This is a genomic window from Allohahella sp. A8 (genome assembly GCF_047946665.1).
Taxonomy (GTDB): Bacteria; Pseudomonadota; Gammaproteobacteria; order Pseudomonadales; family Oleiphilaceae; genus Allohahella.
On sequence record NZ_CP172312.1, the window covers coordinates 1,318,860 to 1,343,133 of the forward strand.

Annotated in this window: 21 protein-coding genes; 12 read left to right on the plus strand and 9 right to left on the minus strand. The window is 55.1% G+C overall.

Annotated features, from left to right (window positions below; genetic code table 11):
• Positions 1-87 precede the first annotated feature (87 nt).
• The 4 genes from ACH3PB_RS06150 to ACH3PB_RS06165 all read left to right on the plus strand — a co-directional run bounded on the left by ACH3PB_RS06150 (position 88) and on the right by ACH3PB_RS06165 (position 4,863).
• Complete coding sequence (locus tag ACH3PB_RS06150; protein ID WP_416398579.1) at positions 88-1,128, plus strand: right-handed parallel beta-helix repeat-containing protein; 1,041 nt, start codon at positions 88-90, stop codon at positions 1,126-1,128.
• Between the two features lie 372 nt (positions 1,129-1,500).
• Positions 1,501-2,457 carry a radical SAM protein gene (locus tag ACH3PB_RS06155; RefSeq protein WP_416398580.1) on the plus strand — a complete coding sequence of 319 codons (957 nt, stop codon included), beginning with the start codon at positions 1,501-1,503 and terminating at the stop codon, positions 2,455-2,457.
• Positions 2,457-3,404, plus strand: a complete 948-nt coding sequence (locus ACH3PB_RS06160) for a hypothetical protein (protein ID WP_416398581.1) — start codon at positions 2,457-2,459, stop codon at positions 3,402-3,404. The genes ACH3PB_RS06155 and ACH3PB_RS06160 overlap by 1 nt, the downstream gene beginning before the upstream one ends.
• Before the next feature lie 52 nt (positions 3,405-3,456).
• Complete coding sequence (locus ACH3PB_RS06165; protein ID WP_416398582.1) at positions 3,457-4,863, plus strand: sodium:solute symporter family transporter; 1,407 nt, start codon at positions 3,457-3,459, stop codon at positions 4,861-4,863.
• A 113-nt stretch (positions 4,864-4,976) separates the two neighbouring features.
• Here ACH3PB_RS06165 and ACH3PB_RS06170 read toward each other — a convergent pair whose 3' ends face one another.
• From ACH3PB_RS06170 to ACH3PB_RS06180, 3 genes are read right to left on the minus strand one after another with little or no spacing between them, the layout of a single operon-like run.
• Positions 4,977-5,558: a hypothetical protein gene (locus tag ACH3PB_RS06170; protein ID WP_416398583.1), complete on the minus strand. Its 582-nt coding sequence runs from the start codon at positions 5,556-5,558 to the stop codon at positions 4,977-4,979.
• Entirely contained in the window at positions 5,555-6,010 is a 456-nt protein-coding gene (locus ACH3PB_RS06175; RefSeq protein ID WP_416398584.1) for a DUF305 domain-containing protein, read from the minus strand. The genes ACH3PB_RS06170 and ACH3PB_RS06175 overlap by 4 nt, the downstream gene beginning before the upstream one ends.
• A 26-nt stretch (positions 6,011-6,036) precedes the next feature.
• Positions 6,037-6,582 (minus strand): c-type cytochrome, encoded by a 546-nt coding sequence (locus ACH3PB_RS06180; protein WP_416398585.1) that lies wholly within the window; start codon positions 6,580-6,582, stop codon positions 6,037-6,039.
• Positions 6,583-6,773: 191 nt separating this feature from the next.
• Here ACH3PB_RS06180 and ACH3PB_RS06185 point away from each other — a divergent pair, with 191 nt between their 5' ends.
• Together ACH3PB_RS06185 and ACH3PB_RS06190 are read left to right on the plus strand one after the other, a co-directional pair.
• Positions 6,774-8,264, plus strand: a complete 1,491-nt coding sequence (locus ACH3PB_RS06185; RefSeq protein WP_416398586.1) for an ATPase domain-containing protein — start codon at positions 6,774-6,776, stop codon at positions 8,262-8,264.
• 132 nt (positions 8,265-8,396) lie between these two features.
• A complete protein-coding gene (locus ACH3PB_RS06190) occupies positions 8,397-9,821 on the plus strand; it encodes an ATP-binding protein (protein ID WP_416398587.1) in 1,425 nt (474 codons plus the stop codon).
• Here the strand turns inward: ACH3PB_RS06190 and ACH3PB_RS06195 are convergent.
• Positions 9,808-10,875, minus strand: a complete 1,068-nt coding sequence (locus ACH3PB_RS06195) for a site-specific integrase (protein ID WP_416398588.1) — start codon at positions 10,873-10,875, stop codon at positions 9,808-9,810. The genes ACH3PB_RS06190 and ACH3PB_RS06195 overlap by 14 nt on opposite strands.
• 166 nt (positions 10,876-11,041) lie before the next feature.
• On the opposite strand from ACH3PB_RS06195, the gene ACH3PB_RS06200 reads away from it, so the two are divergent.
• Positions 11,042-12,130, plus strand: a complete 1,089-nt coding sequence (locus tag ACH3PB_RS06200) for a DNA-binding protein (RefSeq protein WP_416398589.1) — start codon at positions 11,042-11,044, stop codon at positions 12,128-12,130.
• On the opposite strand, the gene ACH3PB_RS06205 is transcribed toward ACH3PB_RS06200, so the two are convergent.
• From ACH3PB_RS06205 to ACH3PB_RS06220, 4 genes are all read right to left on the minus strand, one after another.
• Positions 12,127-13,947 (minus strand): diguanylate cyclase, encoded by a 1,821-nt coding sequence (locus ACH3PB_RS06205; RefSeq protein ID WP_416398590.1) that lies wholly within the window; start codon positions 13,945-13,947, stop codon positions 12,127-12,129. The two genes, ACH3PB_RS06200 and ACH3PB_RS06205, sit on opposite strands and share 4 nt — an antisense overlap.
• Positions 13,948-14,111: 164 nt before the next feature.
• Positions 14,112-14,513, minus strand: coding sequence for a hypothetical protein (locus tag ACH3PB_RS06210; RefSeq protein ID WP_416398591.1), 402 nt, complete (start codon positions 14,511-14,513; stop codon positions 14,112-14,114).
• A gap of 8 nt (positions 14,514-14,521) precedes the next feature.
• Positions 14,522-15,373, minus strand: coding sequence for a TIGR02587 family membrane protein (locus tag ACH3PB_RS06215; protein ID WP_416398592.1), 852 nt, complete (start codon positions 15,371-15,373; stop codon positions 14,522-14,524).
• Between the two features lie 153 nt (positions 15,374-15,526).
• Complete coding sequence (locus tag ACH3PB_RS06220; RefSeq protein ID WP_416398593.1) at positions 15,527-17,413, minus strand: 7TM diverse intracellular signaling domain-containing protein; 1,887 nt, start codon at positions 17,411-17,413, stop codon at positions 15,527-15,529.
• Between the two features lie 312 nt (positions 17,414-17,725).
• Between ACH3PB_RS06220 and ACH3PB_RS06225 the strand changes: the two genes are divergently transcribed.
• The 5 genes from ACH3PB_RS06225 (at position 17,726) to ACH3PB_RS06245 (ending at position 23,495) form a co-directional block, all read left to right on the plus strand.
• Entirely contained in the window at positions 17,726-19,861 is a 2,136-nt protein-coding gene (locus ACH3PB_RS06225; RefSeq protein WP_416398594.1) for a putative bifunctional diguanylate cyclase/phosphodiesterase, read from the plus strand.
• Between the two features lie 149 nt (positions 19,862-20,010).
• Positions 20,011-20,295, plus strand: a complete 285-nt coding sequence (locus tag ACH3PB_RS06230) for a hypothetical protein (RefSeq protein WP_416398595.1) — start codon at positions 20,011-20,013, stop codon at positions 20,293-20,295.
• Positions 20,292-21,320 carry a PDDEXK nuclease domain-containing protein gene (locus ACH3PB_RS06235; RefSeq protein WP_416398596.1) on the plus strand — a complete coding sequence of 343 codons (1,029 nt, stop codon included), beginning with the start codon at positions 20,292-20,294 and terminating at the stop codon, positions 21,318-21,320. The genes ACH3PB_RS06230 and ACH3PB_RS06235 overlap by 4 nt, the downstream gene beginning before the upstream one ends.
• Positions 21,321-21,326: 6 nt before the next feature.
• Entirely contained in the window at positions 21,327-21,524 is a 198-nt protein-coding gene (locus tag ACH3PB_RS06240) for a YgjP-like metallopeptidase domain-containing protein (RefSeq protein WP_416398597.1), read from the plus strand.
• A gap of 360 nt (positions 21,525-21,884) precedes the next feature.
• Entirely contained in the window at positions 21,885-23,495 is a 1,611-nt protein-coding gene (locus tag ACH3PB_RS06245) for a DEAD/DEAH box helicase (RefSeq protein WP_416398598.1), read from the plus strand.
• Between the two features lie 133 nt (positions 23,496-23,628).
• On the opposite strand, the gene ACH3PB_RS06250 is transcribed toward ACH3PB_RS06245, so the two are convergent.
• Complete coding sequence (locus tag ACH3PB_RS06250; protein ID WP_416398599.1) at positions 23,629-24,270, minus strand: trimeric intracellular cation channel family protein; 642 nt, start codon at positions 24,268-24,270, stop codon at positions 23,629-23,631.
• Positions 24,271-24,274 lie beyond the last annotated feature (4 nt).

The window sequence follows — 24,274 nt, forward strand, 5'->3', positions numbered from 1 at the left end:
TGACGACGGTATCAACCGGATGTCGTATGTCATCGAGCCGCTGTGATTGATAGTGTCGGGGCTTAGTGATTTTCGGAGCCCTCGAAGATGTGTAGATGGACCGGTCTGGCCATTCTGGCTAGTGCCCTTATGTTGTTTACCCAGTCAGCGGTCGCTTACGAAGCGAAACACTGTGATCAGACACTCACGCCAGCAGATGATCTCGTTACAGCACTGGCTCGACTGCCCGAGTCGGGATCTCATCAAACGCTCTGCCTGAGCGAAGGCACGTTCAAGCTGGATTGCATGCTTGAAATCCGCAGAAGTGGACTGACTCTGCGAGGGAAGGGCAGCGCCAGCACCGTCCTGCAGATGAAACAGGGTGTATCCAGTCCGGTGGTCGTGGTCGGCGATGCCAGGCACCAGGAACCAGCTTTCAGGGTTGCAAATGTCCAGATCGAAGCGCTGGCCATCCGAGGTAGTCAGAAGAGTGCCCAGGAGTTTTATCCGCCACTGCCTTATCTGAGCAACAGCGCACTAATTATTCGTGGAGGCGAAGATATCGACCTGGAGAAGCTCGATGTCAGGCACTGCCGTAGCGCCTGCGTACTGACAGAATACGATAGCCGCAAGGTCTCGCTGACCGATAGCCACATCAGTGATGCGCAATGGGATGGCATATCGCTCAACCGGGCAGGCCCTACTATTATCTCGGGTAATACGATTCGCAACAACGTGGCCGCGGGCATCACCGTTGAGTACATGACCTCATCGCTTATCAGCAACAATGTCATCGCTGGCAATGGCTCGCACGGACTGTACCTTGCCGATGCCGAGCATAATGAATTCCGTAGCAACGATATTCATGGCAATCATCTGGCAGGCGTTTTCATTACCTGCTCCATCCGCCACCACGACGAGGTGATGTGCTGGGATGACAGCTTCAGTCGTGACAACACCTTCGTAGACAACGAGTTTACGCAGAACCGTTTCGGCTACCAGGTTGCGGTGGACAAGGCTGCTAACTGTCTCGACTGGGCGCGCCCACGGAACATATCGCGAAGCGACACCTTCGTTGCCAGCCCCAATAAGGAGCCAAGATGGGAGGATTTTGGCCGCTGCCTGGCGTTTGATGCGGGCGAAAGCTAGATCGAGGCAGATAATCGATCACACTCCTGGCTACTATACCAGACCGGTGTAGATAGTTTTCGCAGCGCTTCACCCAACCCTCCCATTAAACAGAGTTAACCGCATAAAAAATGGTTCAAGACTAAGAAGGGCTGCTTTCTCCTGGTTATACCCCTGTCGGCGGTAACATCTATCGGCTTTGGCTACCTCGTTTCAGGCTTTGCAGCGCTAGCCTGATCATCCAGGGCGCGACAAAATCATGAGAATCGCTCAATATGGAGGCCTGCTTGTGAATCGCTCGGATCTGATTGGCGTATTGAGTGCCGTCAGGTTCAACCCAATGCCCGTAATACGACTGGCATTGAAGGATCAGGCAAGAACTTGGAGTATTTTATGCACAAAATCCAGCAGAGCGAACAGCGCATTCCGCTTCGCGATCTGGCTGATTCCTCTGAAGACCTGTGGACCCACACACGTGATGGCGAGCCCCGCGGCTACATCGATGCGCAAGGTCTGAAAGAGCTATGGATACACACTGGTACCGCTTGCAATCTGGCGTGTCCATTCTGTCTGGAAGGTTCTTCGCCAGGTGATAAGCGTCTTCTACCAATGTTGCTAAGCGACGTGCAAAGCTATCTGGATGAAGCCCTGACCCTTGGGGTAGAGCAGTTCTCGTTTACTGGAGGTGAGCCCTTCGTTATACGGGATTTCGTGAATATTCTTGAGTATGCCAGTCGTCTACGACCCTGTTTCGTGTTGACCAATGGCACGGCGCCGCTCCTGCAAAGAACCCACCAACTGGCAGGGCTGCGCGAGAGTGCGCATCCAATCAGGTTCCGCATCAGCCTCGATTATCCCGATGCTTCGCGACATGATGCCGGTCGAGGTAAGGGCAGTTTCGAAGAAGCACTGCAGGGTATCCGCTGGCTCACGGAAAACGGCTTCGACGTCTCCATCGCCAGACAGATGGAGGCTAATGAAAACTCAGCTGCAGTCGAGAACAAATTTCGCCTGCTGCTGCAGGGTGCCGGCATACGAGAAAACGTGGCCTTCACCGCGTTTCCCGACTTCGGCACACCCGGCGCACAAGGCAGCGGTCCGGAAATCACCGAGACCTGCATGAACAGATATCCAACCGAGGCTGACCGCGCGCATTTCATGTGCGCATACTCCCGTATGCTGGTGAAGCGCAACGAGCAGGTTGGCGTGGTGTCCTGTACCCTGGTCGATGACGATCCCGAGTACGATATGGGCAGTAGTCTCGCTGCGAGCCTTGATACGCGCGTCATGCTCAAGCATCACCGCTGCATGAGTTGCTATCGCGATGGCGCCAGCTGTAGCGCACCCTGATGCAGCCTGGCCGGACTTGTCCTCTACGTTATCGTTACCGACCTGAAGCACTCGCCGACGTTGTCGAGTGCTCAACTGCCGATGTCCTGTACATCGTCGGTGGGCTCTATGGCAATACCGAAGCGCTGCGCACGATAGTCGATCTTGCGGAGCAGGAGCGACAGCTGGGTCGACAGGTTGAACTCATTTTCAATGGGGACTTTAACTGGTTCAATTGCGATCACGACAGTTTCCAGTCGATCAATGAGCTGGTGCTCGCGCATCGTGCCATTACAGGTAATGTGGAGTTGGAATTGTCTGATCCCGAGGATAGCGCTGGCTGCGGCTGTGCCTATCCGGACGAGGTCGATGACCAGGTGGTCGATCGATCCAACCGCATCATTCAGCGTCTGCAGCAGACGGCTCGCGATTTCCCAGAGCTGTCGACTCGGCTGCGCGACTTGCCCCGCTATCTGAGTCTGGATTTTCACGGCGTTCGGATAGCTATACTTCATGGCGATGCCGAGTCGCTGGCTGGTTGGGGTTTAGGGCGCAGCAGCCTCGAAAATCCCTCGAGCACTTCGATGCTGGAGAACTGGTTCACGCGCAGCGGCGCCGATATTTTTGCCTGCACCCACACCTGCCTGCCAGCGATCAAGATGCTGGATGTTGATGGGCGGCCTCGCGTTGTCTGTAATAACGGCGCAGCAGGCATGGGCAATTTCGAGAATGATTGGCGTGGTCTCGTAACACGCGTTGCGGTGCAGGCGCGCAGCCATGCTGAGGCGCTTGGCACGGTTCATCTGCAGGATCTCGTTATTGAGCTACTTCCGGTCGCGTTTGCAATGGAACCCTGGCGAGCCAGGTTTCTCAGGAATTGGCCAGAGCAGTCTGATGCATGGTTATCATACAATTCACGCATCCTGAAAGGCACTGCACTCAAGCCCTCTGCCGTTCGGCTAGCCTAGGCATTCCGAACTAGCCATCCCGAATTCATCAACCACAAGGAACAAGTGACTCATGTCCACCTCTCAGTCCTACCTCTTCTGGGGCTTCCTGGCCGTCTATGGTATCGTTATGTACCTGCTCTCACCACGCAGCAAGAACGCCGAATCGTTCTATGGTGGTGCCGACGCCAAAGGTCAGCCGGTGGGACAGTGGCCACTGATGATGAGCATTTTTATTAGCTGGATCTTCGCCAAGTCAGTCACCAACGCCGCCAACCTCGGTGAAACCTACGGCATTGTCGGTGGACTGGCATACGCGACGTATTGGCTGTCGATTCCTGTTGCAGGGTATGTCATCTATCTGATTCGCACCCAGACCGGTGCCAAGAGTCTGCAGGATTTCATCGTATCCCGCTTTGGCCGACTCGCGGCGCTTGGCTTTGCAGTAGCCATCCTGATTCGTCTCTACAATGAAATCTGGAGCAATACCGCGGTAGTCGGGGGATATTTTGGCAACGTTGGCGAGACCGGTTATTACGCCGCAGCCGTTGTGTTTACCCTCATCACGCTGGCCTACAGTCTCAAGGGCGGTCTTCGCAGTTCAATTTTCACCGACGTCATTCAGGCCATTGTCTTCGTCGTATTCGTCGCCGCGGTGCTATTTTATGTCCTGCCTGTCAGCGATACGGGCACCTTGCTGACGACTGGGACCTTCGAACTGGGTTCGGGCCTGGATCTTCTGCTAGTCGCCGCGCTGCAAATTTTCAGCTATCCCTTCCATGACCCTGTCCTGACCGATCGGGGCTTTATCAACAATGAGAGGCGCATGCTGAAGAGCTTCATGATCGCCGGTGCGCTGGGTTTCGTGACGATTCTGGTATTCAGTTTCATAGGTATTTATGCCCAGCTGCAAGGTATAGAAGGCGGCGGCAACGCACCCGCGGCAGTGGGCAAGGCGATGGGTCTGGGCGCGCTGTTCCTCATGAGCGTGGTGATGATGACCTCGGCCGGCTCAACGCTGGACTCCACCTTCTCGTCGCTGGCGAAATCGCTGGCTGTTGATCTGCCGGGTCTCCTGCGCAAGGTGCATCCCGCTGCCCCAAGCCTGCGGGTCGGCGCGCTAGTGATGATTGCTTTTGCAATTCTGGGCAATCTGCCCATGTTCGCAGGCACCGATATCCTCAAGGCAACCACGATCAGCGGCACCATGGTGATGGGCCTGGCGCCGGTGTTTCTGTTCTACCGCTTCGTGCGCTGGTCGCCGTGGAGCTTCCACCTGAGCTTCTGGAGTGGTGTGGCGCTTGGTGTGATAGAAGTGCTCGGCTTCTTGCCACAGAGCTGGGCCATTGGTACCGGAAAATACGCGATGTTGCTGGGCGTGAATGCCTGGGGCCTGCTGATCTGCACGGCGGCATTCTTTGTGCCGCTTGTTTTTCAGGCTTTCATTGGTCAACCGCGGCCACTCGACAAGGCCATTTGACGCGAAGCGCTACCCAGTGTGAGGCCTGCGAAGAGTAAGCTGATAACTGGCTGCTAACTGGCTGGCTGCTAACTGGCTGGCTGCTAACTGGCTGGCTGCTAATTGGCTGGCTGCTAAGCAGCCGGCTTACCTTCGTCGCTGCAACTGTACCAGCCGCGGTAGCCGACCAGCAGACCCTGGTCGAGCTCGAATGTCATGTCCGCGACCCGGTGCTCGGAGCTGGCTTTCCCTTCTGGCCTTACTGTAGCGCGTAATCCTTCGGCACTGAATGCAGCGCCATTGGCAAGAGAATCCGGGCCTTGCACGTCTTGTGTCGAAACAACGACCAGGCGACCGTGCAGTTTCATCACCGCTTCCGCCTGCTGACCTTCAGGGAGCAAGGCTGCGGTGAGCACCGGCCGGCCTTCTGCCGTATAAGCAAAACTGCAGCGGAGCCCTGAGGGCGGCAATACCTTATCGACCTCCGCCTGATGCAGTAGCCCAGGGTCGACCGTGGTCAGGTCGGGTGACTGCAGGGCTTCAGTAACTGAAACCACCTCTGGCATTGGCCCCTGAGCCAGGGGCTTCGGCATACCTTCGCCCGGTGCGGGATTATCGCAAGCGCTCATGAAAAGCGTGGCAGATGTCACAGTGAGCGAGCCAACCAGCCAGTGCGCCCGGAAAAGCACGCGCTGCGTCTTATGTGACTGGGTCATTCCAGCGCCTCCAATTCCTTGACCAGATACTTCATTTCAGCAATCTCCCGTCGTTGCGCCTCACTGATTTCATCAGCGAGCTTGCGCACGCGTGGATCAGTAATCTGGGCCCTGTCGCTGGTCATGATGGCAATCGAATGATGTGGAATCATGGCTTTCATATATTCCACATCGGTAATCGAGGCCTGGCTGCGTACCAGCCAGAGCGATAAGGCGAAAACCACAACACTGCCGGCGAAGATCGCCGCGTTTATCATCTTGTTCGTATACATGCTCAGCATGAAACCAAGCATGATCATAGCCATGCTTGCACCCATGACAAGGGCCATCCAAAGGCGGGTTTCACTCCAGAGCACATGCTCGAATGCAAAGGTGTTCAGGTACATCAGACCGAACATAACTGTGGTAGAGGTGGCGATCATTGCAGCGAAGCGCCAGTAGGACATGTGCATGGACAGTTCTCCCTGTTAGCTGACGTTCAATGCTTGGCCGCATGTGAGCTGCCTTCAACTGCGGCGTACTCTTCCGCAGTCATCCCTGGAAGCTGTTTGACGAAGGCTACGATGTTCCAGAGTTTCTGGTCGTCGCCATGCGCCCCAAACGCGGGCATGGCACTCATTTTGACGCCATTTTTCACCAACCAGAATATTTCATCCGGCTCCCATTCAGAGGCATGTTTCGTTAGGTGCGGAGGCAATGGAAGCATGCCATTCGCCCAAGCCGCTCGCTTGACGCCTGGTCCAGCGTGGCAGTGCTGACACATCGCCTTGTAGTCTGCGGCACCTGCCGAAGCGTCCCCGATATCCTGAGGTACTTCGATATCGTCGGCACGCGCCTGCACCGAGTTGTACATAGTGGTCTCGAAGGCCCATCGCACCATGGAGGTATGATCGTCATTAGCGGCCACATTGTAGGCACCGGTATAAACAACAATCATTGCAGCGGCGATTGCCGCGAGAACGGTAGCTACGATGCCGACCGCAAAGCCAGTGCCCCAGCCTGATGAGTGCTTCTTTTTCTCCATGATCTTCCGGGCTCCTCTGTTGCAGAATAGAAGGCAGCTTTCGTCGGGGTACGTGGAGGATTTGTAACTGGATGGCCGTGATCAGTTTGCTCGATTGCACCAGGGTATCGACAAGCGCGTATAACCATATATCACGTCTGTCCGTCACGGGCTTCTTGCACCCTGCGATGGGGATAATTCAGGAGCCAGTAATGTCATCGCAAAATACGCACACCAAAGCCTTTCTATCAACAGGAATTCCCGGACTCGATAATATATTGGGTGGTGGATTGACCAAGGATCGGCTGTACCTCCTGGAAGGTGACCCTGGCGCAGGCAAGACGACCATGGCACTGCAATTTCTGGTGGAAGGGGCTGCCCAAGGGGAAACCGTTCTCTACATTACGCTTGCCGAAAACGAAGTTGAGCTACGCGCTGTCGCCGAAGCGCATGGTTTTTCAATGGAGGGGGTTAACGTACACGAAGTTATCCCCGAGGAAAGTTTGCTGGATCCCGGTGAACAGTACACTGTCCTTCATCCCTCAGAGGTTGAATTAGGTGAGACCAACAGCCTCATATTGGGAATGATAGAGAAGTTGAATCCAAGCCGGGTTGTGCTGGATTCGCTTTCGGAACTGCAGTTACTGTCAGGCAGTGCGCTACGGTATCGCCGGCATGTGCTCGCGCTAAAACAGTACTTTGCCAGGCGTGCCTGTACAGCCCTTCTTCTTGATGACAAGACGGCGGTACGAGGTGATCAGCAAGTGCGCAGTATCGCGCACGGCGTCATTTCGCTTCAGCATATCGACTCCGAATACGGTGCTGAACGTCGTATCATTCGTGTCTTGAAGTACCGTGGTCTCGCCTTTCGTCGGGGGCCACATGACTACGCTATCGTCACAGGCGGGATAGTGGCTTATCCACGTATCATTGCCGCCGAAACCCGTGAATTGATCAAGCGTGGCCAGGTCCACAGTGGCATTCCTCAATTTGATGATCTCTTGGGCGGCGGCATTGAAGAAGGGTCAAGCACGCTCATATCCGGCCCTCCAGGGACCGGAAAGTCCAGTCTGGCAGTGCAGTTTGTAAAGGCCGCGACAGACCGGGGGCAGCGCGCTTCAATGTTCCTCTTTGAAGAGTCCATCAACACTTTGCTCAATCGCTGTCACGGCATCGGTATCGATTTAAGCGGACCGTATGATTCCGGACTACTGACGATCCACCAGATCGACCCGGCAGAGATGTCCCCAGGAGAATTCGCGCATGCTGTCTGTCGAGTTGCGGATGGCGGCGCCAAGGTGGTCGTGATCGACAGCCTGAACGGTTATCTGAATGCCATGCCTGAGGCGCGGTTTTTAAATACCCATTTGCATGAAGTCCTCACTTACCTCGGGCAGCGAGGTGTAGTGACATTCATCGTTGGTGTGCAGCAAGGTATCGTGGGCGCCATGACTACAGGTATCGATATTAGCTACATGGCCGACAACGTATTAATCCTCCGTTATTTTGAAGCGCGCGGCACTGTGCAAAAAGCTATTTCAGTATTTAAAAAGCGTGGTAGTGCACACGAAACAACTTTACGTCAGTTCAGCATTACCAAAAATGGACTCCAAGTTGGTCCAGTTCTCGACAGTTTCGAGGGTATTTTGACTGGCACACCAAGGGTGTTGGATGTGAAGCAAGAGCATAAGCTTGATGAGTAATCATATTACTGCTGAAGGTTGGGGGCGGCAGTGGAGAATAGGGTTGTAATCTTCGCACCGACGGGTAGAGATGCCAGGCTAATAGCGCAAGTACTCGAACGCGCGGGCGTTGAGAGTCACATCTGCTCCCGCATGATCGAAGTGGTTGATGAGCTTGTTCGAGGCGTTGGCGCTCTGTTGCTCGTTGATGAGGCCCTGGACACGCCGTTAACCAGACCACTCACTCAATATTTAAGCCAACAACCGGCCTGGTCCGACCTGCCTATATTTTTATTAAGTAATCGTGGGCTCAATTCTCCTGAAGTCCGGAGTGCCTATCAACATCTTGGGAACGTCACGCTGCTTGAGCGTCCGTTACATGGCATAACGCTGGTAAGCGCGGCGACGTCAGCTTTACGCGCCCGTAAACGACAGTACGCCATGCGCGAGGTTGATCGGCGCAAAGACGAGTTTTTGGCCATGCTGGCTCATGAGCTCCGGAACCCATTAGCACCGATTAGTGCAGCTTCTGACCTCTTGAAACTGCCCAGTCTTGACCGCGAAAAAATCAAACAGACAAGTGAAATCATTTCCCGTCAAGTGCGGCATATGACTGGATTGATTGATGACCTGCTCGACGTCTCACGCGTATCACGGGGACTTGTTCCACTCGAAAAGCAATCTGTCGATACCCGACTCATAACCGCGAGTGCTGTTGAGCAGGTACGTCCTCTCATCGATGGGCGTCGTCACAGTCTGACCTTGCGTACCTCGCCACATTCTGCTTTTGTCGAGGGAGATCCCAAACGACTCGTTCAGATTCTTGCTAACGTGCTTAACAATGCCGCGAAATACACCCCCGAGGGCGGTGAAATCCTTCTCGCCACCGACGTCAGCGAATCAGCCGTAATTTTCACCGTTTCCGACAATGGTATCGGAATTGCTCCAGAGGTCATTGGACGTATCTTTGACCTGTTCGCCCAGGCCGAGAGAACTTCTGATCGCACGCAAGGCGGACTTGGGATTGGCCTTGCGTTGGTGAAAAGTTTGATCCAACTACACGGCGGGACAGTGACCGCCAGTAGCGATGGGGCGTCGACTGGCGCTGAATTTCAGCTTACATTCCCACGTCATTTTCCAGTTGAAGAGGAAAGTCTCGCGGCTGACGCTATCACGGATAAGTTGATCAATCAGCAACGACTACTTGTCGTAGACGATAATGTCGATGCAGCGAACATGTTAGGCATGTTTTTAGAGTTGGCCGGTCATCAGGTCAAGATTGTTCACACCGCTGCCGCGGCACTAGAAGCAGCAACGCGAGCTGATTCGATCGATGCATGCTTACTGGATATTGGCTTGCCGGATTTGGACGGTATTGGCCTGGCCAAACGGCTGCGTGAGATACCTTCAACCAAAAAGACTCTGCTCATTGCGATTACTGGATACGGCCAGGAACAGGATCGTCACAAAACGTCGAGGGCCGGATTTAATCATCACTACGTGAAGCCCATTGACATGGAACAATTGATTAGCACGCTCGCTGGCAATGAAACCTCGAATCAGATCACGAGTCGTTGACGTCAGAGTCGTATTGTTTACTGTCTTTTTCAAGCAGTTGATTTAGCTCATTTATGAGTGTGGTCGCCACGTTATCTGCAAATTGCCGGCCCTCATCGATATAGCCTCGGACCACGGCATCATTTTTCCAGCCGCCCTGTTTCTTGATAGCCTCGAAGCTCAGGTTCTCTCTCGCGGCGCTCGTGCTGAGTCCACGCCGAAAACTATGGCTGCTCAGCTCGGGCACAAAGTCGAAGCCACAGGCGGTGCCCAGCGACTTCAGTAGCTCATTCACGGCTGCTGGCCGCAAAGCACGGGTCTGACATTCGTTCCAGCGGGAGATGGGGCGGAACACAGGGCCTGAAGTGATTTCAGCGACCAACAACCAATTCCTCAGTGCCCGTACCGGGCATATCTGACCGGTGCCAGCCGGTAGGGCACGCTGCAGGCCTTCACCTTGCTGATCCGTCTTGGAGCGCGGCAGGCGGATGATCAGGCCCTCCGGCTCCCACGATAGATCCTCTACCTGAATACTCACCAGTTCACTGCGCCTGAAAGCGCCGAAAAAACCCGTCTGCACCAGTGCAAGATCACGATGTTTTTTTAGCGACTCGGGCTGCGTCTGCAACCAGTCGATTAGTGCGACAAGATGCTCCAGCCTGAGTGCACGCGCTTTCCGCTTGGGTTGACCGTGCACACGACGCATACCTTCGAGAGTTTTTCGTACTGTCGGGTCTTGTCCAGGATCTGCGAAGCCCTGAAAGCGGTGCCATTGGCTCAGCGCGGTGAGGTGGACATCGAGCGTCCGTGTATTGAGCGTTTCGGCATGCGCCAGTAAATAGCGGATGAGCGTGTCTCTGTCCGTGGGCAGGCGCCCGCCCCAGCGTTCAAAGCGATGAATGGCCGAGCGGTAGGTGCGGCGTGTGTTATCTGAAGTGGCAGCCTGGAGGTAGCGCCGATGTCTTGCCTGAAGTTCGGCGTTCCCAAGGGTCGGAAGGCCTGAGGCGGCGATGATAGCAGCGGGCTCCATCACTTTGGCGGCTGCCTGCTTTCTGAGCTTGCTGACTTCCCTCATCCGCGTCCCCCCTGTACTCCCGTTACGAAAGAGAGGAGCTTACCACAGCCGCTGACCGGCGATAATGATATTTATCGACGGTTAGTTAGGAGATTGATAAATTGCGTCGAGCAATGAATAGTATGTAATATTTCGGAATACGTAATACGGTAAAGAGAGGAGCCAGATGGCACGGTCGGGAGTAAGTTACGCAGATGTCGCAAAAGCGGCGAATGCCATAAGAGCCGCAGGGCAGGAGGCTACGATCGACCGCGTCAGAGAAGCGCTTGGCACCGGCTCGAAAAGCACGCTGGCGCCCTTATTGAGGCGATGGAAGGCGGCGCAGGGCGAAAAAAAGGGCGCGGGCCGGGAGGACTTACCGGATGAACTGTTGACGGCGGTTCGGCACCTACGCGAACTTGCACAGCAAAGTGCCGATGAGCAGATCGAGCAGGCGAGGATGCGCTTCAATGAGCAGGAAGAGGTGCTCAGGCAGCAGCTGGTATCGACTGAAGGCGAACTCTCGGCGCTACAGCATAGTCACGAGACGCTCACTCACGCTCATGATGAGCTGCAAGGTCATCATGAGCAACTCATCAAAAAGAACCAGCAGTCCGAAGCGAGCGCTGCGGCACAGCGTGCTGAGCTGGCCGAGGTGCGGCAGCGCCTGAGTGAGCGTCAGGCTGACTATGGCGAACTCAAGACACAGCTGGGGCATGTGCGTTCTCAGGCGGAGCATTATCAGCAGGCCGTTGCTGAGGAACGGCGACTGGAACGCGAGCAGGTTCAACAGCTGCGCTCGGAATGGCAGCTGACGCGAGATGACTGGGGCAGACGTATGGCGGCAGATGCAGCCGCCTTGCTGAAGAGCGAAAAAGCGTATGACACCTTGCTCGAGGATCATCGTCGGATCGAGCTCGAGAAGTCAGCCCTGCAAGGCGAGCTGGAAAGAAATCAATGGGAGCGGCAGAGCCTTCAGGAAGAGCTTGCGGCAAGGAATGATGAGCTTGCAGCACTCAGGTCGGAACGTGCTGCAGCAGCTGTTACTACGGCCAAGTTGCTAACGGCCCGTGAGCATCTGGAACATTCTGTCGACATGCTCACCAGCCGAATTGATGCGCTCGAGCTGCGGGCTGCCAAAGCCGATGATCTCGCAGACCGTCTTCGGTCCGAGCATGCACTGGCGCTGCAGGCAAAGATTGCTGCAGAGGCTGAGGTTCGTGAATTACGATCACGGCTGGATGAGCGCAACGACGCGCGTCAGCGGAATCGTTAGGACTCGATGCGGTTGCGACCATTCTGCTTGGCGAGGTATAGCCTTTGGTCAGCGGCCTGAAGCAGCGCTTCGCGATTGTCACTCGAGTCCGGCACCACACAGGCAACGCCAATGCTGGCAGAAACCGTGAGCTGTGCGTCGCCGTCGGTCACAGTTGTTTCGGCCAGCCCCCTTTGTATCCGCTCAGCCAGGTATATCGCGCCTGAGGTGTTCGTACCCGGCAACAGTACTACAAACTCTTCGCCGCCATAGCGAGCTACCATATCAGGTGGGCGACGCGCGCAGCCCTCAAGGACCTGGGCGGCAGCAATCAGGCAGCGATCGCCAAACGGATGACCATAGCGGTCGTTGATACTCTTGAAATTGTCCAGATCGATCATGAGTATGGCAACAGGTAGTTTTTCACGATGAGCGCGCTTGAATTCGTCAGCGAAGGCCGCTTCAAAGGAGCGTCTGTTCCACAAGCCAGTCAAGCCATCGGTATGGCTGAGCTTTTGCAACTGCTCGTTGGCCAGTTCCAGCTCCTCCGTTCGAATGCGAACAATCTGGTCGAGCTCTTCATTGGCCTGAACCTGGTGTGCCAGAAGCTGACGCTGAGCCTCCACGGACTCTTTCTGAGCGAGCTCCCGCATCTCACGCTCCTGATTTACTCGATAGGCTAGCGCAAAGGACAGCAGAACGCCTTCTGCTGCTGCGCCGAGCAGCGCTGCGTTTTCGGTAAACCAGGTCCTCGGTAGCCAGCCAATTTTATTGAAGGCAAAAACCAGCCCCCCAACGAGTACAAAGGCCCAGGCGATACTGAAGTACTTGGCAGAGTGATAGCGATCGTACCAACGTACGAGGCCGGCACTTATTCCCGTGAAAATACCTACGATAATCAGCGCCATGGTCATCTTGATCATCTGGTTATAGGGCAGCACGAGCGACATGCCAGCGGCCAGAACAGCAGTGCCTGCGAGCAACATGAGAAATTTCGACAACCAAGGTCGGGCTGCGGGCACTGCCAGAAAGCTACGCAGAAAAAGAGTGGCGAAAATAACCATACCATTCAGCGCGATGAGGATGCTGGTGTCGTTCCACCAGGTGGCATTTGGCCAGAAGACCTTGAAGGTTACCCCCTGAACGGTGCCCAGCATGAGCGTGATGAAAAACATGTACATGACATAGAAGAAGTAGCTGATGTCGCGTACGGCAAGGAACAGCAGGAGATTGTAGATACCGAGTACGAGCATCGCGCCGTAGAATAGCGCGCGAGTCAGCGCCTCTTCATAGGACTGTTCAATGAAGGCCTCAGGTGACCAAAGGTACAGCGGGATCTGCAGCGACGAGCTACTCTGAGCGCGCACGTAAACACGGGTAGTGTCCTGCGGAACGAGTTCAAGCGGAACGACGAAACTCGGGTGGTCGATGAGGCGTTCGTGGTAGGGGAGGCGATCACCCATCCTGGTCTGTTTGAGCAACTTACCATTGCGAAACACGAAGATGTCGACCTGGTCCAGAATTGGGTAGGCAATCTCCAGAAAAAACTTGCGTGGTTGCTGACCAGTCTGCTCAAGATCAAAGCGCGTCCAGTACGCCGAGCGGGTGTAACCAAAATTCAGCACTGACCGCTCCGCTGGCACCCATTCGTTTGGCTTCGTCTCGTCAGTCACTTCAGCAATGGATAACGTTCCAGCGGAATCTTCGAGATACTCCCGGCCAGGAATCATCCGAACCATGGCTTCTGTATCGGGCAGCAGACTTGGCGCGGCCTGGGCGGTGTCGTGCACGAACGAAGCTGCCAGCGCCAACAGCCAGGAGAACAGGCTGACTTGCAACGCTGTCCTCGCCGCTAATGACGGGGTTATGAGCGGCCACGAAGCATTCGCATCTAATGGGCAATGCCGCCATGCTAGCATCAGAGGTCTACGTTCCTGAAGAGTTGGGTGTTAAAGAGGAAGTGTAGACCACATGCCAGGGCTTGTAGTTGCGTAGTGTGGCCTTAGGGCTCCTGATATCCAAGCGCGCGAAAACTCAGGCTTCCCTGCTGTGGCTCGTTCTGAAAGAACAGGCCAACAATGCGCTTCGACTGCGAGGGTACGTAATCTACCTGGGCGGTACTGACCTCAGGCTCCCCCGCGCTCATCTCCAGCCGTCCCTCAATCTGTAGCGCCGCGACACTTTCATGGCCGGTATTGGCAACCTCGATCCGCACCAGGTGGTTGGAAGCCGAGGCCTTGATATCCTGAATGGTAAATGAGATCTGCGGCGGAGCGGTCTCTTCAGTCGCCGCGCTCCACACCAGGTAAGCCAGGCCCACACAGAGTACGGCCAGCCCCAACAGGCCGACGATTTTTTCCCAGGTAGGGGTAGGGGAAGGTCTTGTTCGCGTGTCAGTTGGCATCGATAGCCTCAAATGATCAATCGGGAAGCCGCTGCGCCCACCCCGGCGGGGAAGCTCAGAACCACGGCTGTACTGATGAAATTCTGCATGCTGTCATTGTCCGAACGGCCGAAGACCCACAACATAAAGACGCTGACAAGAAAGGCGAGCACATAGCCGATTGCAGTGAAACGAACGAACAGTCTGCGATGAGCAGCCCACGGGCCTTGTCCGGACTTGGCAAAATTCTCGCTACCCACAGTAAACATATGCATGACAAGTACTGTGAACAGGACCAAGGCAAGCGAATGCCAGGGCGTCATGAGGTAGGAGATCAGCACCATCTCTTCTGTAGGTGCCACGTTGAATGCCAGAAAGAGGCTGCCGGTAACGAGAATGATCAGCTCCTCCGCGTATTTCTCGTCCTGGCCATGCTGTTCATCCTGACCGTTACTAAGCTGGCTTCTTCCGAGTAGGGCGCCGAGACTTCCAGGGACCGCCTGTAACAGGACCATCGAGAATGCCTCATCAAGCGCTGTTTCCGAGGTGATGACCCGGAAGACCAACAACACTGCCGCTGAGGCGCAGAACGCAACCGCATAGGCGACCAGTACATCAATGACGTTGTCCCACAGGCCTTTGTCTTCTCTGAAACCGATCATCGACGAAATGCCGATATAGAGCGGTATGGAGAGCAGGATGAGCGCGATGAGGCGAAAAGGCTCGATATAGAAGCCAATCCACCACATTTCCATCGTCATCATCATGGGTAGACTGAAAATGATTGCCCCGCCGGAGGCTCGGCCCACGGCAATCCAGACTGGCGGGTTCCCAGAGCGTCTCGCGGAAGACTCGCTCGTCTGCTCCATAGTATGTGTCAATTCCGTTCTCCGACCACGTAACTTGTTTGCCGTCTCATATCGGCACTGATCTTTACGCTGCTGCGATCTTCCCTGACCACTGCCCGAACGAAATTTTCATACATCAGAGGCCGCGGCTAAGAATTACGAGCAAAAGCCCGTCGAAATGCAGCCCTAGTTATTTGGTATGTGTTCCTGCGCGTTAGCGAACTCGACCCGATTACGCCCGTTTGCCTTGGCCTTATACAGCAGCGCATCGGCTTGCCTGAGGAGGTCTTCCCGCCCGACAGCATGTTCGGGAACGTGACTTGCCGCACCCATGCTAGCGCTCATCTGCAAACTGAGCTCAGCGTGGGAGACCCTGGCGACGGCAAACCTAGCGATAATGGTCTCCGCTACGCATACGGCGCCATCCAGATCAGTATTTGGCAGCAGCACCACAAACTCTTCGCCACCCCAGCGCGCGCAATTATCCGGCGGCCGTCTGATGCAGTTTCTGATGATCTCAGCGGCCTGAGTGAGGCACAGATCACCGATTTGATGGCCATGCGTGTCGTTGATCTGCTTGAAATGATCGAGATCGATCATGAGCAGGGCGATTGGACTCTTGTCCCGATAGGCTCGCTTATATTCAACTTCAAACAGGCTATCAAACGCTCGGCGATTCATGACGCCGGTGAGCGCATCAGTCGCACTGATGGTCGTCAACTTCGCATTGGCCTGCTCGAGCGCCTCTGTCCGTTCACGAACGATTCGGTCCAGTTCTTCATTTGCTTGCATCTGATGCTCGAGTAGCCGGCGCTGCGCTTCGGCTGACTCCTTTTGCGCCTGATTTCGCATCTGTCGTTCATGATTCATGCGGAAGGCCAGCGCGAATGAGAGCAGTACAATTTCGGCGCCAGCACCGAGCTGGGCTGCGTTTTCTGTGAGCCAATTTCTAGGGAGGAAGCCGAGTTTGTTGGAAATCACCAGAATGCCGCCGCTAAGCAGAAAGACCCAGGCAGAGAGGTAGAACTTTGCTGCATGAAAGCCATCGCGCCATCGCACAATGCCGGCCCAGAAGCAGGACAGGATGCCGACGACAATGCAGAGAAGAGTAGTTACGATCATGATTCGGTAGGGCAGTATAAAGGCGCCTGCTGTCGTAACCAGGCCGAGGCTGGCCAGCACGAGTAATACTCTGGCCAATTTTGGGCGAGCACCAGGAATTTTCAGGAAGCTGCGGACGAACAGGCAAGGAAAGCTCAACATGCCGCTGAGCGCTACAAGCAACACCGTATCGTTCCACACGGTCGCTTCTGGCCAGAGCAACTGAAACGTCACGCCCTGCATGCTGGAGAGCAGGATCAGTGTGGCCATTACATGCATCACATACCAGAAATAGCTGCTTTCTCTTACGCTGACGAATATAAGCAGGTTATAGATTGCCATGACCAGCATCGCCCCGTAGAACAGTGCACGTCCGAGCGCTTCCACATAGCTGTGCTCCAGCAGCGCATCGCCGTGCCAGATAGACATGGGAATCTGCACGGAGGAGCTGCTCTGTACCCTGAGATAGACCTCCGTTGTCTGTTGCGGAGCCACGCTTAGCGGGAATACGAAGTGAGGATGTTCAATTGGACGGGCGTGGAAGGGCAGGCGATCGCCCATCGCGAAATGATTCTGCAGAGCGCCATCGCGATAAATAAAGGCATCGATCTGATCGAGCACAGGGTACGCGATTTCCAGCAAGTGGCGCTCGGCAGCGTTGCCTGTGTACGTAAGGCTGAAGCGCAACCAGTAGGTCGCACTGGTATAACCGAAATTGAGAATATTCTGTTCGGAAAGGGACCACCTGGCGTCAGGCATAGCTCTGACCTGATCAACGCTCAGTTGACCATCAAGATCCTTATAATATTCAACCTGTTGACCGAGCTGGATCGCTCGTCCGTCTTCGAGTATCACGGTGTCGGCCGCTGCAAAGTGCGTCACAAGCAGCAGCAGAAAGCAGCAGCTCTGGATGATATTTCGTGACATGACGTCCCCGACGGCTAGACCCTGAAAACTGGTTACACTGAGCATAGACGCCGGCACCAGAATGTCACCCCTCCTGAAGGCTTTACTGCTGCCGAGCAAGCTTCCAGGGGCAATCTGCTAACCCGGCTGGGCCTGCAAAACCCGGGAAGCTTCAGCGAAGCCTTTGTATTGAAAGACTTTACGCTCACTATCGTTCAGCCGTAAACTATGAATCCTGCACCCGGAAGTTTCCTGACAAGGGTAGGGCGTGTGTAGCTCAGGCACTCGAGCAAAATTGCGGCAGCCTGGAAGTTGGCAGCATGTTGTCGAGTAGATGAACGCGAGTTTTCGCGTTAGAACCGTCACGGGATCCATGGTATGGCAAGCCATGTAGTTCAGGAAAAATGCTATCGTCAGCTCAACCAGTTTCTCTGCCAGAATCGAGAGGCTATTCTTGATGAATGGTCGCGACGCGAGAGAGAGCGGATTGCTGCAACCAGAGTCTTGAAGTCTGAAAATCGACTGAACAGTATCCCGCAATTAATTGACGCTATAGCGCACGAAGCTGTAAACGGGGCTTCGTTATCCAATTTCGGCGACGTTCTATATAGCACTGCGGGCCACCATGCAGAAGAGCGTCGTCAGCATGGGTTTTCCCTGGAAGAACTAACGCGGGAGTACGCCATACTGCGTGAGGTCATTCTCGAACTTGTAGGCGCCGAAGAGTACCGACTGCCCAGCAACGAGCTTGTGTATCTGAACCGGGCGCTGGACGAAACCGTTATCAAGGGCGTCGATAGCTATGTGACCAATAGTAGGGTTGAGCTGGAAGCAGAACGCAAGCGCTTGCAGATTACGCTGAAATGCATCGCTGATGGCGTAGCCACTACTGACTGCGGTGGACGAATCGAACGCTTCAACAAAGCTGCCGAACGCATAACCGGTTGGTCGGCAGAGGAAGCCATTGGCCGGCCTGTCGGTGAGGTCCTCATCGCCGTGGATGCGCTGACCAGGGCGCGCCTTGCATGTCTCAGCGCACGAGCTGCCAATCGAAAGCGTCTGGTGCAACATCCTATGGAAATTAATCTGCTCAGGAAGGATGGTGTGCAGATATCAGCGGAAGAAATCGCGGCGCCACTACATGATGCCGATGGGCAATTTCTGGGCGTGGTTTCGACCTTTCGCGACGTCAGCCAGGTGCGGAGCCTGACATCGGAGCTTTCTCATCTGGCGGCTCATGATGCACTGACAGGGCTGCCGAATCGCAATCTGCTTATTGATCGAGTAACGCAGGCGTTGGCAAAGGCCGAGCGCGACGACGTCGAGCTCGCCTTGCTGTATCTCGATCTCGACCTGTTCAAGGATGTCAACGACATGCTCGGCCACTCTGCAGGTGACGAGCTGCTGCAAGAAGTCGCTGCGCGGCTGCTGCGATGCGTTCGGCAGGCCGATACCGTAAGTCGGATGGGTGGTGACGAGTTTGTCGTCCTGCTCACTGAAGTCAGCGCATTGACGCATCTGGGTGAGCTGGCGCGGGAAGTCGTGAACGAACTGAGTGGGCCTTATCAGGTCGGCTCACATTTGGTTAATATTTCAGCAAGCGTGGGTGTGAGTGTGTATCCCCAGGACGGATGCGATGCCGATACGCTGATCAAGCACGCCGACGTAGCGATGTATCAGGCGAAGGCCAATGGTCGCAATGCTGTACAATTTTTCACCTCTGAAATGAATGACAGAGCGCGTGAGCGTCGGAACCTGCAAACAGATCTGCGGCGGGCACTAACGGCCGGTCAGTTCGTGCTGAAGTTCCAGCCGCAGATGGATCTGAAGAGCGAGCGTCGACTATTGGGTGTTGAGGCCTTGCTTCGTTGGCGTCATCCGAAACTGGGCCTTATATCGCCGGCGAGGTTCATTCCGATTGCGGAAGACTCACGCGAAATCATGGTGGCATTGGGTAACTGGGTACTTGAGCAGGCTTGCCGCCAGGCGAAGCTATGGCGCGACGAAGGTCACGAGCCTTTGAGAATATCGGTCAATGTGTCACTGGTTCAGCTACGTCATCAGAGCCTGGTCGACCAGATCGCAGCCTTGCTGAGCGAGTATGAGCTGGCTCCCGAGCAGCTGCAGCTCGAACTGACGGAATCGATACTCATGAGCGAGGTATCTGGCGCATCTGAACGCGTTCGCGCGCTTGGCGACATGGGCGTACGCATTGCAGTTGATGATTTCGGAACCGGTTATTCATCGCTGAGCTACCTCAAGGATCTTCCAGTCGATGAATTGAAGATCGACCGAAGTTTTGTTCAAGGCGTCGCATTCGATCAGAACAAGGCGGCCATTGCTCAGGCAATCATTCGCATGGGACAAAGCCTGGAACTGCGCGTGCTGGCAGAAGGTGTCGACGATCTGGACGCTGTACAATTCCTGAAGGATAACGGCTGCGATGGTGCGCAGGGTTATCATTACAGCAAGCCGATAACGGCGCAGAAGTTTGCCAGGAAGTTTTTGACGTAACAGCACTAGAGGATGTCGATGCTATCTCTTGAGCAAGCCCCAGGTCTACCTCTCCCAAGGCGCCGCTCTACGATGATATGCTGACGCAAGCTCGGCCCACCACCGGCTCCACACCGCAAATTCACTGCACTAGTCTTCAGGAAAGCCGAATGGCCATCAAGGAAACCGAACTGCATTCCTCCCTCTGGGCTAGTTGCGACGAGCTGCCTGATGCCAGTCAGTACAAGGAAGATGCCTGCAAAAACCTGATGTGCCATTTCGTGACGGAATCCGGCAAGAGCAAAGGCCTGTTTTTGAAGGGGTTGGAAGAGCGTTATGCGGAAGCGCTCCCAGCAATAAGCAAGCAGGCAGAGGCCTTGAGTGAAAAGGTCGCTGGACATCTGAAAGCCATGGGACTCGTGTGGAATGCCTTCGATATGGAGCCCGCAGAATGAGCAAGCCTGCTAGCGCCACGTTGCCTGAAGGCTACCAGACTCTCCTGATGCAAATTTCCGATACCTATTCGCAAGGCCGCGCCAGGGCCTTTCAAGCGGTTAACACGCAACTGGTGGAGACCTACTGGCTGCTTGGCCGGCACATTGTAGAGTTTGAACAGGGCGGTAAAGAGCGCGCAGAGTACGGTCAAAATCTGATCAGGCAGCTGGCGGCCGATTTATCGCTGCGTCACGGGAGGGGTTTCAGCCGAAGTAATCTGATCCGCTTCCGCCAGTTCTATCTGACATACCCAAAAGGTGCAACACTGTCGCACTTTTTCAGTTGGTCTCATATTATCGAGCTGTTGAAGATAGATGACCCACTAGAACGAAGCTTCTATGAGCAGCAATGCCAAACCGAGCGCTGGTCGGTCAGGGAGCTGATCCGTCAAAAAGAAAGTGCACTTTTTCTACGCCTGGCGGCAAGCAAAGACAAGGATGGCGTTCTGCAATTGGCCAAGCAGGGACAAGTGATCCAACAGCCCGCCGACCTGTTGCGTGAGCCCTATGTGTTCGAGTTCCTGAAAATTCCGGAGCCTTACCAGGTCTCCGAAACCCAACTTGAAACCTTGCTATGCGACCACCTGCAAGCCTTTTTGCTGGAGTTAGGCAAGGGCTTCACTTATGTGGGCAGGCAATATCGCATCACCCTCAATAATACCCACTATAAGGTGGACCTTGTATTTTACCACCGGATTTTGCGTTGTTTCGTACTGATCGACCTGAAACTGGGTGAGGTCCGCCACCACGACATCGGCCAGATGAATATGTACCTGGGCTACTTTGCCAATGAAGAAAATACCGAAGGCGACAATCCACCGATTGGCATCATTTTAAGCAGGAATAAAGACGAGCTGCTCGTCGAATATGCTACCTACAATCTCGATAGTCAGCTGTTTGTGCAGAAATACCAGCTGTACCTGCCGGATCGCGAAAGTTTAAAACGCGAGCTGGAGTTGACCTTGCAGGAGGCCAATGAGGAGTAGTCTCCATTGGATACCGGAGGTCAGAACGGATTTCGCCAAACAGCTAAGGCAGTTCAGCAAAACGCCATCTGGCTCAATCTACAGCTTGCCAAAAAGCCACCAGAGTGTCTCGAGCACAACCTGGTCCATGAAGTGGTGCATTTGCTTGAATGCCACCATAACGGCAGATTTCAAGAACTGACCACGCGGTTCGTGCCGATCTAACGGAAAAATCGGGATTTGCTGAACAGTTTGCCGTTGGCGTATGAGCACTGGCTTAGATTACCAAACGGCAGCTCATCCGGGCGCTTGCAGCACATCATTTTAATCAGCCGATGTCAGCAAGGAAGTTTATTGCAGAACGCCACTCGAAGGCCTTGGAAGCGCAATGTTTCTCGTGTCCACTAATTAACATTAGTGGACATTGAGGTGCTTTACTTGGCGCTCCGCCGCCTTCTGGGTTTGATACCAGTTGCTCCTCGTCGCAGCTTAGGCATTTTTCATTTGGTACGAATCCGGATTTCCTGCCTTACGCGTACTTCAACTCGGCGCCACTAACGCTGTCAACCAGACGAGTTTGAATGCATGCATGACATTGATATCGATGACCGGGACTATGAGCTGTTGTTTGGTTCGGACGTGCTGAGTACATCTGACGCAGTTGTACATTTTGACCACGGTCTCGCGCGCTATGACGGCGAAGAAGTTGTAACCACTGGCGATATCGAGCAGACCCTCACAAGATTTGTTTACCGTCACGGCGGAAAGCTTATGTTGCCGGCAACTGAGGGTAAGGATTTCTGGCGCTATGGCGCGCCGGCAAAGTCCCTGTCCCTCGATAGACTTAAGACAAACGACTGGCAGCGGCGCCGAGATGAAATGATTCGCGAGCTACAGGAAAGTATTTCCCTGCTCATCGTTGAAGACCAGCAGCGCCGCGCTATCCCCGCGCGAAGCATTACGGCCGACCAGCAACTTTACGAGCGCTTCGAACAGAGCTTTCAGTATGAAGAAACGGCCGATCAGAGTCGCGCAGTTACAGCAGTTCTGAAGGACCTCTCCACAACTGAGCCGATGAACAGGTTGCTGGTCGGTGATGTGGGATTCGGTAAAACCGAAGTGGCCTTGCGTGCTGCAGCGGCAGTGGTCTCTGCTGGGTGTCAGGTGGTCGTCGCTGCACCGACGACGGTCCTCGCTCGGCAGCATTTCGAATCGTTCAAAACCCGCTTCGCGAGCATGGACGTGCGGGTCGCGGAATTATCCCGCCTCACGACTGAGGCAGAGAAACAAGCGCTCATTGAGGATCTCGCGGCCGGACGGCTACAGGTTCTTGTCGGCACTCAGGCCCTGCTTTCAGGTGAACTGAAGTTTCAGAATCTGGCCCTCGTGGTTATTGACGAGGAACAGAAGTTTGGGGCGGAGCAAAAGGTTGGGCTTCGCAATCTGGTACCGGGTCTGCATGTGCTCAGTATGACTGCGACACCGATACCGCGCTCGCTGGCTGCTGTCGAGATTGGCTTGATGACCGTGTCGGTGGTAGCCACGCCGCCTCGAGATCGAGTACCAATCGAAACGACCGTTTTATCTCTTGAGTTCGACAAGGTGCTGGAGGCGATCGCCGCCGAAAAAGCGCGCGGTGGCCAGTGCTACCTCGTCTGTCCAAGAGTGTCAGGTGTTAGAGAGTTGAAGCGTCGCCTCGCCCAATCCAATATCGATTTTACCTTTAGTATCGCGCACGGTCAGATGTCGGACGAACGCATGACGGCTGCCATGCTGAAATTCATGTCAGGCGCGGTCGATGTTTTACTCTCGACTTCAATCGTCGAAAGTGGTCTGGACAATGGGCGAGCCAATACAATGATTGTCTGGAACGCAGATCGTTTTGGCCTGGCGCAGCTTCATCAGTTGCGAGGTCGCGTCGGCCGATCCATACCGCCTGGACGCATGCTGCTATTCACCAAAGTCGACACGGATGGGACAAGCGTCTCAGCTGAGAGGCTTCGATCTTTCAGTACGCTGAGCCATTTAGGTTCGGGCTTCGAAATTTCTCGGAGAGACAGAGAGCTTCGCGGCTTTGGCGAACTTGACGGCGAATCGCAGTCCGGGCAGCTTTCGCGTCTTGGTATTGGACTCTATCGTCATGTGCTCCAGAAGCATCGGCACGCTCGCTCCCAGACCACCCTGCCCTCGCTTTGACCTGGCCTTTCCGAAGCTGGGAAGCCGTTGCCGCGTCGACAGAATCGAGTTGCTCCCGCTCTAGCCTGACTTGGAAAGACTCGACCCACCGAGCGAATGAGCAATGTGGCGCGTTGTCTGCTCGTCTGCTGGGTCACACTCGCCACGCCGGCAGTGTCCATTTTCGCCACAAGGCAATGATTCGCAGGCCCGCTGTCACAATGACGCAGGCCAATAGCGCCAACCAGTCCGGAGAATCCAGCCACCATAGCCCTGCATACACCCAGCCGCCGACGAACGCACAGACCGCATACGGCTGATGGTCACTAAACGCAGTGGGCGTTTCATTGCAGACAATGTCACGCAGGACGCCGCCGAACACGCCAGTCGCAATGCCCATCAACACGGCGACGAGCATTGGCATCTGGTCGTCGAGCGCGAGATGAACGCCTGTGGCGGCAAACAGCCCCAGTCCAAGTGCGTCCGGCCATTGAATGGCTTTTTCCGTCACGGCCAGGTGGCGCTGGCGCATGAACAACATCGCCAGTGCGCAAAGTATGATCACCGCCCAGAGCAGCTCGACATGCTGGACCCAAAAGAACGGTCGTCGGTCCAGCAGCAAGTCCCGCAGCGTGCCGCCGCCAAAGGCAGCCAGAAACGCTACGACGCAAACGCCAACCGGGTCGAGTCGCTTGTGTGCGCCTTTCAGCAGCCCTGACAGTGCAAACGCGAAGGTGCCTGCCAGCTCTACAGTCAGTCGCAGACTCTCTCCCCAGGACGGAATCTCAGTAAGCATGTCG

Bases quoted from the DNA above. Each gene is read 5' to 3' on its own strand.
- ACH3PB_RS06150 (WP_416398579.1), top strand. From the start codon at position 88: ATGTGTAGATGGACCGGTCTGGCCATTCTGGCTAGTGCCCTTATGTTG.
- ACH3PB_RS06155 (WP_416398580.1), top strand. From the start codon at position 1,501: ATGCACAAAATCCAGCAGAGCGAACAGCGCATTCCGCTTCGCGATCTG.
- ACH3PB_RS06160 (WP_416398581.1), top strand. From the start codon at position 2,457: ATGCAGCCTGGCCGGACTTGTCCTCTACGTTATCGTTACCGACCTGAA.
- ACH3PB_RS06165 (WP_416398582.1), top strand. From the start codon at position 3,457: ATGTCCACCTCTCAGTCCTACCTCTTCTGGGGCTTCCTGGCCGTCTAT.
- ACH3PB_RS06170 (WP_416398583.1), bottom strand. From the start codon at position 5,558: ATGACCCAGTCACATAAGACGCAGCGCGTGCTTTTCCGGGCGCACTGG.
- ACH3PB_RS06175 (WP_416398584.1), bottom strand. From the start codon at position 6,010: ATGCACATGTCCTACTGGCGCTTCGCTGCAATGATCGCCACCTCTACC.
- ACH3PB_RS06180 (WP_416398585.1), bottom strand. From the start codon at position 6,582: ATGGAGAAAAAGAAGCACTCATCAGGCTGGGGCACTGGCTTTGCGGTC.
- ACH3PB_RS06185 (WP_416398586.1), top strand. From the start codon at position 6,774: ATGTCATCGCAAAATACGCACACCAAAGCCTTTCTATCAACAGGAATT.
- ACH3PB_RS06190 (WP_416398587.1), top strand. From the start codon at position 8,397: ATGATCGAAGTGGTTGATGAGCTTGTTCGAGGCGTTGGCGCTCTGTTG.
- ACH3PB_RS06195 (WP_416398588.1), bottom strand. From the start codon at position 10,875: ATGAGGGAAGTCAGCAAGCTCAGAAAGCAGGCAGCCGCCAAAGTGATG.
- ACH3PB_RS06200 (WP_416398589.1), top strand. From the start codon at position 11,042: ATGGCACGGTCGGGAGTAAGTTACGCAGATGTCGCAAAAGCGGCGAAT.
- ACH3PB_RS06210 (WP_416398591.1), bottom strand. From the start codon at position 14,513: ATGCCAACTGACACGCGAACAAGACCTTCCCCTACCCCTACCTGGGAA.
- ACH3PB_RS06220 (WP_416398593.1), bottom strand. From the start codon at position 17,413: ATGCTCAGTGTAACCAGTTTTCAGGGTCTAGCCGTCGGGGACGTCATG.
- ACH3PB_RS06225 (WP_416398594.1), top strand. From the start codon at position 17,726: ATGGCAAGCCATGTAGTTCAGGAAAAATGCTATCGTCAGCTCAACCAG.
- ACH3PB_RS06230 (WP_416398595.1), top strand. From the start codon at position 20,011: ATGGCCATCAAGGAAACCGAACTGCATTCCTCCCTCTGGGCTAGTTGC.
- ACH3PB_RS06235 (WP_416398596.1), top strand. From the start codon at position 20,292: ATGAGCAAGCCTGCTAGCGCCACGTTGCCTGAAGGCTACCAGACTCTC.
- ACH3PB_RS06245 (WP_416398598.1), top strand. From the start codon at position 21,885: ATGCATGACATTGATATCGATGACCGGGACTATGAGCTGTTGTTTGGT.
- ACH3PB_RS06250 (WP_416398599.1), bottom strand. From the start codon at position 24,270: ATGCTTACTGAGATTCCGTCCTGGGGAGAGAGTCTGCGACTGACTGTA.